Source organism: Mesorhizobium sp. B3-1-7, assembly GCF_006439385.1.
Taxonomy (GTDB): domain Bacteria; phylum Pseudomonadota; class Alphaproteobacteria; order Rhizobiales; family Rhizobiaceae; genus Mesorhizobium.
In genome coordinates this window covers 44,779-52,668 of the sequence record NZ_VFTL01000045.1, presented here as the reverse complement: position 1 = coordinate 52,668, position 7,890 = coordinate 44,779, and the positions used below count along the sequence as shown (strand labels likewise).

Genomic DNA, 7,890 nt, shown 5'->3' with positions numbered 1-7,890 from the left:
AGCGCTGGTCGACCCCCACTCCGTCTCGGCTTCGCCGAGCCACCTCTCCCCCGATCGACGGGGTAGAGGAAAGGCGCGCCAGGCTTTTTGCCGACAACGCTCGTCCAGCAAGGCTCCCTTCCTTTCCCTCCGGAGGGGGGAAAGGTGGCGCTGCAAAGCAGCGACGGATTGGGGGAACCACGTGGCAATCAGGTCTTCGGCCGATCAATCACGCCGATCAAGGCATGCCGGCTATCCGAACTCCCAAAGATTGCCCTGCCTTGTGGTGAGAAGCGGTCCGCGCGCGAGCGGACGAGAAGCCAATTGCTAGAAGGCGGGAGCTAAAGCCGGTCGGGCTTGCGGATGAAGGCGGCGCCGAGGATCGGGCCGGGCATGCCGTCCTGACCGACCGACTGCAGCAGCACCGCGCAGCCGCCCTTCTTGGCGATCTCGGTCATCGGCAATTCGTAACGCTGCGCCTTGCCGTGCCACATGCCGGCGGTCTGGATGTCGGAAACGGCGTTCCAGTAGGTCAGGCTGCGGCCGCTGTTCTCGCCCTGGCCGATCTTCACCATCCGCGGCGGATCGAAATAGACGATCACCACATGGGCGTCGGTCGGGCCGTTGCCGGCATCGCCCGCGTCGATCACGACACGGTCGCTGGTGCGGCTAACCTTGATGGCGACCCGCATGCCCTCGCCGGTCCTGTCCATCCGCGCCAAGGCGCCGTCGACGTCCTTGCGGCTGGCGCCGTTGACGTGGCTGCGGCCGTTGATGACGGCCTGCGGCGTGTAGACCGAGCGGCTGCCGAAGGCGCGCATATAGTCATACTGGCGCTCGGTGTTTTCCTTGGTGCTCAGCGTGTCCTGCCAGCCGAGATAGTCCCAGTAATTGACGTGGTAGGCGAGCGCGACGATGTCGTCCTTGCCGGCGAGCTCGGCAAACAACTCGTCGGCCGGTGGACAGGAACTGCAGCCCTGGCTGGTGAACAATTCGACCACGCCCAAAGGCTTGTCGGCTTGAGGCTTGCCGGTCGCGGCCTTCTCAGGCTCGGCTGCCAGGGCCACGCCGCCCAACGCCGTAAGGGCCAGCGCTACTGCCGCAAGCCGCAATCGTCCTCGAAATGCCATGACTTTTCCAATTCCCGCCGGTGACGCCGGCCTTGTTCTGATTGCTAAAATATGTGGCAGAAGCGCCAGTCAACGGGAAGTCACGTTGCGGTGAAATTTTTGCTGTTGCAGCCGCAGGTAAGGGCGCAATAGGAGAGGCGATTGCATTTCAAGGCTTGGTTCGATTCGGGAGCAGCATCCTCACCATGTGGCAAACTCTCCTGACCCCTGTCGATCTCTATTGCGAACGGACAGGGCCTGGACTTTGGGCCGAGCCGGCTAATGCTTTGACCAACCTGGCTTTCATTGCCGCGGGACTATGGGGCGTCCAGCAGGTGCGGCGATACAAGACCGGCACCTTCGCCGAAGTGCTGGCCTGGTGGGTGGTGGCGATCGGCATCGGCTCGACCCTTTTCCACACCTTCGCCAGCAAAGGCACGATCTGGGCCGACATCCTGCCGATCGCCGGCTTCACGCTGGCCTACACGCTGTTCAACCTGCGGCGTTTCCTCGGCATGGAATGGGGCAAGGCGATCCTCGTCTTCGTCGCCTTCTATGCCGTGGCCGGCCTGATCGCCTACGCCGTGCCCGACTGGCTGCGCCAGGCGTCGAACGGCACCACGGGGCTACCTGCCGCCCTTCCTGGCGCTCGCCTTCTTCGGAGCGTGGGTGGCGGCCACCGGCAACCGGGCCGGCTGGTACAATCTGACCGGGTCGGCGATCTTCGTCGTCTCGGTCCTCTGCCGCATGATCGACCCGCTGGTCTGCGCCAGCTTCCCGCTCGGCACGCATTTCCTCTGGCATGTCTTCAACGGGCTGATGCTCGCTGTGTTGCTGGCTGCGACGGCGCGGTTTGGGAAGCGGAAGGTAAGGCAGTAGTGAGTAGTGAGTAGTGAGTAGTGACGCTCTTTCCCCTACTCACTAATTCCTACTCACCACTCCCTATTTTACGCGGCCAGGTCGCGCAGCACGTATTGCAGGATGCCGCCGTTCTTGAAGTAGTCGAGCTCATCCAGCGTATCGATGCGGCAGATGATCGGCACGTTCTTCACCGTGCCGTCGCCATAGGTGACCTTGGCCACCATCTTCTGGCGCGGCTTGATCGCGTCCAGGCCGTCGATCTGGACCAGTTCGTCGCCCTTCAGGTTGAGCGAGGCCCATGAGGTGCCGTCCTCGAAGACGAAGGGGATGACGCCCATGCCGACCAGGTTGGAGCGGTGGATGCGCTCGAAGGACTGGGCGATGACCGCGCGCACGCCGAGCAGGTTGGTGCCCTTGGCCGCCCAGTCGCGCGACGAGCCGTTGCCGTATTCGACGCCGGCGAAGATCACCAGCGGCACGCCTTCCTGCTTGTATTCCATCGCCGCGTCGTAGATCGACATCTCCTCCTTCGAGGGATAGTGGATCGTGTAGCCGCCCTCTCGGCCATTCTCGCCCAGCATGTGGTTGCGGATGCGGATGTTGGCGAAGGTGCCGCGCATCATCACCTCATGGTTGCCGCGCCGCGTGCCGTACTGGTTGAAGTCGGCGACGCCGACGCCATGCTCGGTCAGATACTTGCCGGCCGGCGATGCAGCCTTGATCGAGCCCGCCGGCGAGATGTGGTCGGTGGTGATCTTGTCGCCGAAGAGGCCGAGCACGCGCGCGCCCTTGATGTCGCCGACCTTGCCGAAGGCGCGGCCCATGCCGGCGAAATAGGGCGGGTTCTGCACATAGGTCGAGTGGTCGTCCCAGGCATAGGTCTGGCCTTCCGGCGCCTTGACCTTCTGCCAGTAGGCGTCGCCCTTGAAGACGTCGGCATATTTGCGGGCGAACAGCTCGCGGGTGACGTTCTTCTCGATGAATTCCTGGATCTCGGCCGAGGTCGGCCAGATGTCCTTGAGATAGACCGGCTTGCCGTCGCTGCCTTCGCCGAGCGGCTCGGTGGTGAGGTCCCTGGTCACCGTGCCGGCCAGCGCGTGCGCCACCACCAGCGGCGGCGAGGCAAGGTAGTTCGCCTGCACGTCCGGCGAGACGCGGCCTTCGAAGTTGCGATTGCCGGAAAGCACCGCGGCGGCAATCAAACCTTTATCGTTGATGGTCTTGGAGATCGGCGCCGGCAGCGGGCCGGAATTGCCGATGCAGGTGGTGCAGCCGAAGCCGACCAGGTTGAAGCCGATCTGGTCGAGCTCCTTCTGAAGGCCGGACTTTTCGAGATATTCGGCCACCACCTGGCTGCCGGGGGCGAGCGAGGTTTTCACCCACGGCTTCTGCTTCAGGCCGCGGCGGTTGGCGTTGCGCGCAAGCAGGCCAGCGCCGATCAGCACGCTCGGGTTCGACGTGTTGGTGCAGGAGGTGATGGCGGCGATGACGACGTCGCCATGGCCGAGATCGTAGTCGGTGCCTTCGACGGCGTAGCGCTTCGAGATCTCGGCGGCCTTCTTGTATTCGGTCTCCATCGCCTTGGCGAAGCCGGCGGGGATGTCCTGCAGGGCGACGCGGCCCTCTGGGCGCTTCGGGCCGGCCATCGACGGCACGACGTCGCCGAGGTCGAGCTCGAGCAGGTCGGTGAAGACCGGATCGGCCGAGCCTGTGTCGCGCCACATGCCTTGCGCCTTGGAATAGGCCTCGACCAGCGCGATGCGGTTCTCCTCGCGGCCGGACATTGTCAGGTAGCGGATGGTTTCCGAGTCGACCGGGAAGAAGCCGCAGGTCGCGCCGTATTCCGGCGCCATGTTGCCGATGGTGGCGCGGTCGGCCAGCGTCATGTTGGAGAGGCCGGGGCCGAAGAACTCGACGAATTTGCCGACGACGCCCTTCTTGCGCAGCATCTGGGTGACGGTGAGCACCAGGTCGGTGGCGGTGACGCCTTCCTTGAGCTTGCCGGTGAGGCGGAAGCCGATGACTTCCGGCAAGAGCATGGACACCGGCTGGCCGAGCATCGCGGCCTCGGCCTCGATGCCGCCGACGCCCCAGCCCAAAACGCCGAGGCCGTTGATCATGGTGGTGTGCGAATCGGTGCCGACGCAGGTGTCGGGATAGGCGGTGGTTTCGCCGTCCTCAGCGTTGGTCCACACGACCTGTCCGAGATATTCGAGGTTGACCTGGTGGCAGATGCCGGTGCCGGGCGGCACGACGCGGAAGTTGCGGAAGGCCTGCTGGCCCCATTTCAGGAATTTGTAGCGCTCCTCGTTGCGCTCATATTCCAGCTCGACATTGCGAGCGAAGGCCATCGGCGTGCCGAACTCGTCGACGATGACGGAGTGGTCGATGACGAGGTCGACCGGCACCAGCGGATTGATCTTCTCCGGATCGCCGCCGAGCGCCTTGATGCCGTCGCGCATCGCCGCCAGGTCGACCACCGCCGGAACGCCGGTGAAATCCTGCATCAGCACGCGGGCCGGGCGATAGGCGATCTCGACCCCGGCGGTGCCCTTGTCGGTCAGCCAGGCGGCGACCGCCTGGATCGATTCCCTGGTGACCGAACGGCCATCCTCGTTGCGCAACAGGTTCTCCAGCAGCACCTTCATCGAATAAGGCAGCTGGGCGATGCCGGTGAGGCCGTTCTTCTCGGCCTCAACGAGGTCGAAGTAAACATAGTCCGCGCCACCCGCGGTCAGGGTGCGGCGGCAATTGAAACTGTCGAGGGATTTGGTCACGGCGATCCGTCCTTGTCTGTTCAGCCTGAAAGGGAACGGACGCCGTTGGCATGCAATCACGCGCAAAGGTGCGGGTACGGCCATTTCCGCTGTCCGCTCCCAAGCAACCCGAGCCGTTCAAGGCGGCGCGTGCGCTGGTTCGGCGCTAATTCTGATCCCGCGCCGACCGCTGGCACGGATGAACCGCATATAGAGAATTTCCTGGAATAGTTCTAGACAGTCGAAGGACGAATTTGCGTGAGCCGGAAACGGCCGCGAAACGGTGCTTTCGGGACGGGCAAGAATGCGGCTGATCGCCGAAAATCTAGGCGGCGAGCGCGGCGGCGAGACGGTTTTTTCCAACATCGGCTTCGCGCTGGACAAGGGCGAGGCGCTCATTGTCACCGGTCCGAACGGCTCGGGCAAATCGACGCTGCTCAGAATCGTCGCCGGCCTGCTGCCGGCCGCGCATGGAAAGGTGCGGTTCGAGGATGGCGGCGAGGCCTTCCCGACGGCCGCCTCTGCTTCGCATTATCTCGGCCATCTCAACGCGATGAAGACGGCGCTCAGCGTCGAGGAGGATCTCGGCTTCTGGCGCGCCTTCCAGGGCGAGCCGGGACTGGGCGTCGAGGAGGCGCTGGAGACGGTGGCGCTCGGCGGTCTCGGACATCTGCCCTTCGGCTATCTGTCGACAGGGCAGCGGCGACGGGCCTCGATCGCGAAGCTCCTGGTGAGCCGCCGGCCGGTCTGGCTGCTCGACGAGCCGACCGCGGGGCTGGACAAGGCCTCGGAGGAGCGATTCGCGGGGCTGATGAAGGCGCATCTGCGCGACGGAGGGATTGTCGTGGCGGCCACGCATCTGCCGCTGGGGCTGGGCGGGGCGACGGAATTGAGGATGGGCGACTGATGTCGGCGCGAGGCACCCCCCTCTGTCCTGCCGGACATCTCCCCCGCAAGAAGGGAGATTGGCAGCTTCGGCGCCGGCATCTCCTTCGCGGCGTCGGTGATTGGCGAAAGTCCGCGCGACATTCGATCTCCCCCCTTGCGGGGGAGATGGCCGGCAGGCCAGAGGGGGGTGTGCCGGAGCGCCAGCCTCGCCAAGGGATTCCTTTATAATGTGGCCCCTCTTCCTGCGCGACATCCGTCTTTCCATCCGCGCCGGCGGCGGGGCGTTGATCGGGGTCATCTTCTTCCTCGCCGTCATCGTCACCATCCCGTTCGGCGTCGGTCCCGACCTCAACCTCTTGTCGCGCATCGGCCCGGCGATCCTGTGGATCGCCGCCCTGCTCGCCTGCCTGCTCGGGCTCGATCGCCTGTTCCAGGCTGATCGCGAGGACGGCTCGCTCGATCTGCTGGTGCTGAACAACGACCGCCATATGCTGGCGCTGACGGTGCTGACCAAATGCCTGGCGCACTGGACCGGCAGCGTGCTGCCGCTGGTGGTCGCGGCGCCTTTGCTTGGCCTGTTCATGAACATGGAGCCGCTCGGCATCGGCGCCACGGCGCTCACGCTTCTCGTCGGCACGCCGGCCATCACCTTCATCGGCGCCGCAGGTGCCGCGGTGGCGGTGGCGCTGCCGCGCGGCGGATTGCTTATTTCGGTGCTGGTGCTGCCTTTGACCATTCCGGTGCTGATCTTCGGCGTTTCGGCAAGCTATGGCGCGGTGGCCGATCCGGCGCCATTCCTGCAGCCTTTCCTCATTCTTGCCGCGCTGACGCTGTTTCTTGCAGTGCTCGGTCCCCTGGCGGCGGCATTGGCGCTGCGGCACGGGACGGATTGAGACGAGGGAAACGTTCCTTCACTGCGGCACCGCAACAAATTGCGAAGCGGCCGGCGCGAGGTTAAAGGGAAGACATGATCGCAACGATTGGCACGGCGGAGAGCGGGGAGCGGCTGATATGAGCGCGCATGCCCTCTTCGTCACCGCCGCCTATGCCATCACCGCCGTGGTGCTCGCCGGGCTGATCGGCTGGATCCTGCTCGACCAGCGGGCGCGCAAACGCGAGCTCGCGGCGCTGGAAGCGGCCGGAGTGCGCCGGCGCTCCGACAAGGCTGTCAAATCATGAGCATCGAAATCGAAACGCCGGCGCCGCGGCGCCGCCTGTTCGTGCTTCTGCCGCTGCTGGTGTTCCTGGGGCTGGCGGGGCTGTTCCTGTGGCAGCTGCTCTCGGGACGCGACGCCTCTGAAATCCCCTCGGCATTGATCGGACTGCCGGCGCCGCAGACCAGCCTGCCGCCGCTCGAAGGGATCAGCCTGCCGGGGCTGGATACAAAGTCCTTTACCGGCAAGGTGACACTGGTCAACGTGTTCGCGTCCTGGTGCGCGCCGTGCCGGGAGGAGCATCCGGTGCTGCTCGGCCTGTCGCAGGACAAGCGCTTCACGCTCGCCGCGCTGAACTACAAGGACCAGCCGGAAAACGCCCGCCGCTTCCTTGGCGATCTCGGCAATCCGTATCAGGGGATCGGCGTCGATCCTGCCGGACGCGCGGCGATCGACTGGGGCGTCTATGGCGTGCCCGAGACCTTCGTCATCGGCAAGGATGGCAGGATTGCCTACAAGCATGTCGGGCCGCTGACGCCAGCGTCGGTCAGGGCGTTGCTGTTGCCGCAGATCGAGAAAGCGCTGGCGGCGCCGGGCTGACGTGGCGCCGGGCTGAGGCGCCTGTCACGTTCGTCATTCTAGGGCGAAGCAAGGAGCGAAGCGACGCGCGCAGACCCTAGAATCCATTCCGTGACGCTGATCGAGGAGCGCGGCGGCCTGGATTTCGGCGCTTGTGCAGCGCGTTCTGCATCGCTGCGACGCCTGGAAGTCACCGAATGGATTCTCGGGTCAAGCCCGAGAATGACGAAGTGGCCGGACGATCGGCCTGCCGCTCAGCCGTAGATCTGCTTGTGTACCTGGTAGAGCATTTCCGAGCGGTCGGCGCGCAGATCGGCGAGATCGCGGCTGGACAGGTTCTCGATTTCGGCGACGAGGCGGTTGTAATGACGGCGCTTGGCCATGCTGGCGCGGGCGCGGGAGACAAGATTGTCGAACATGACAGGGTTCCTTCTTAGTTGTTCCTCCCTGACGATTGTGAGGATGACATAGGAATGATGCATTGCAAAAGAAAGATGTTGCAATGCACCATTGCAACCAGCGCATAGCCGGTTAATCGCAGGCTAACAGGCTATGCGTCCGACG

General features: G+C 64.7%; 7 protein-coding genes and 1 pseudogene. 5 read left to right on the top strand and 3 right to left on the bottom strand.

Features of this window, described 5'->3' with window-relative positions; genetic code table 11:
• Nucleotides 1-320: 320 nt before the first annotated feature.
• Complete coding sequence (locus tag FJ417_RS29035; protein WP_140707227.1) at nucleotides 321-1,109, bottom strand: thioredoxin family protein; 789 nt, start codon at nucleotides 1,107-1,109, stop codon at nucleotides 321-323.
• A gap of 185 nt (nucleotides 1,110-1,294) precedes the next feature.
• On the opposite strand from FJ417_RS29035, the pseudogene FJ417_RS29030 reads away from it, so the two are divergent.
• A pseudogene (locus FJ417_RS29030) lies at nucleotides 1,295-1,967 on the top strand (ceramidase domain-containing protein).
• A 68-nt stretch (nucleotides 1,968-2,035) separates the two neighbouring features.
• Here FJ417_RS29030 and acnA read toward each other — a convergent pair.
• On the bottom strand, nucleotides 2,036-4,726 hold the full coding sequence (gene acnA / locus FJ417_RS29025; RefSeq protein WP_140785805.1) for an aconitate hydratase AcnA: 2,691 nt from the start codon (nucleotides 4,724-4,726) through the stop codon (nucleotides 2,036-2,038).
• Nucleotides 4,727-5,009: 283 nt separating this feature from the next.
• Here acnA and ccmA point away from each other — a divergent pair, with 283 nt between their 5' ends.
• From ccmA to FJ417_RS29000, 4 genes are all read left to right on the top strand, one after another.
• Nucleotides 5,010-5,612, top strand: coding sequence for a heme ABC exporter ATP-binding protein CcmA (gene ccmA, locus FJ417_RS29020; protein WP_140785804.1), 603 nt, complete (start codon nucleotides 5,010-5,012; stop codon nucleotides 5,610-5,612).
• A 208-nt stretch (nucleotides 5,613-5,820) separates the two neighbouring features.
• Nucleotides 5,821-6,486 (top strand): heme exporter protein CcmB, encoded by a 666-nt coding sequence (gene ccmB, locus FJ417_RS29010; protein WP_140646001.1) that lies wholly within the window; start codon nucleotides 5,821-5,823, stop codon nucleotides 6,484-6,486.
• A gap of 118 nt (nucleotides 6,487-6,604) precedes the next feature.
• Entirely contained in the window at nucleotides 6,605-6,772 is a 168-nt protein-coding gene (ccmD, locus tag FJ417_RS29005; protein ID WP_140658615.1) for a heme exporter protein CcmD, read from the top strand.
• Nucleotides 6,769-7,347 carry a DsbE family thiol:disulfide interchange protein gene (locus FJ417_RS29000; protein WP_140785802.1) on the top strand — a complete coding sequence of 193 codons (579 nt, stop codon included), beginning with the start codon at nucleotides 6,769-6,771 and terminating at the stop codon, nucleotides 7,345-7,347. Before ccmD ends, FJ417_RS29000 begins: the two co-directional genes overlap by 4 nt.
• 233 nt (nucleotides 7,348-7,580) lie before the next feature.
• Here the strand turns inward: FJ417_RS29000 and FJ417_RS28995 are convergent, their stop codons facing one another.
• Nucleotides 7,581-7,745 (bottom strand): hypothetical protein, encoded by a 165-nt coding sequence (locus FJ417_RS28995; RefSeq protein ID WP_181177681.1) that lies wholly within the window; start codon nucleotides 7,743-7,745, stop codon nucleotides 7,581-7,583.
• Nucleotides 7,746-7,890: the final 145 nt, after the last annotated feature.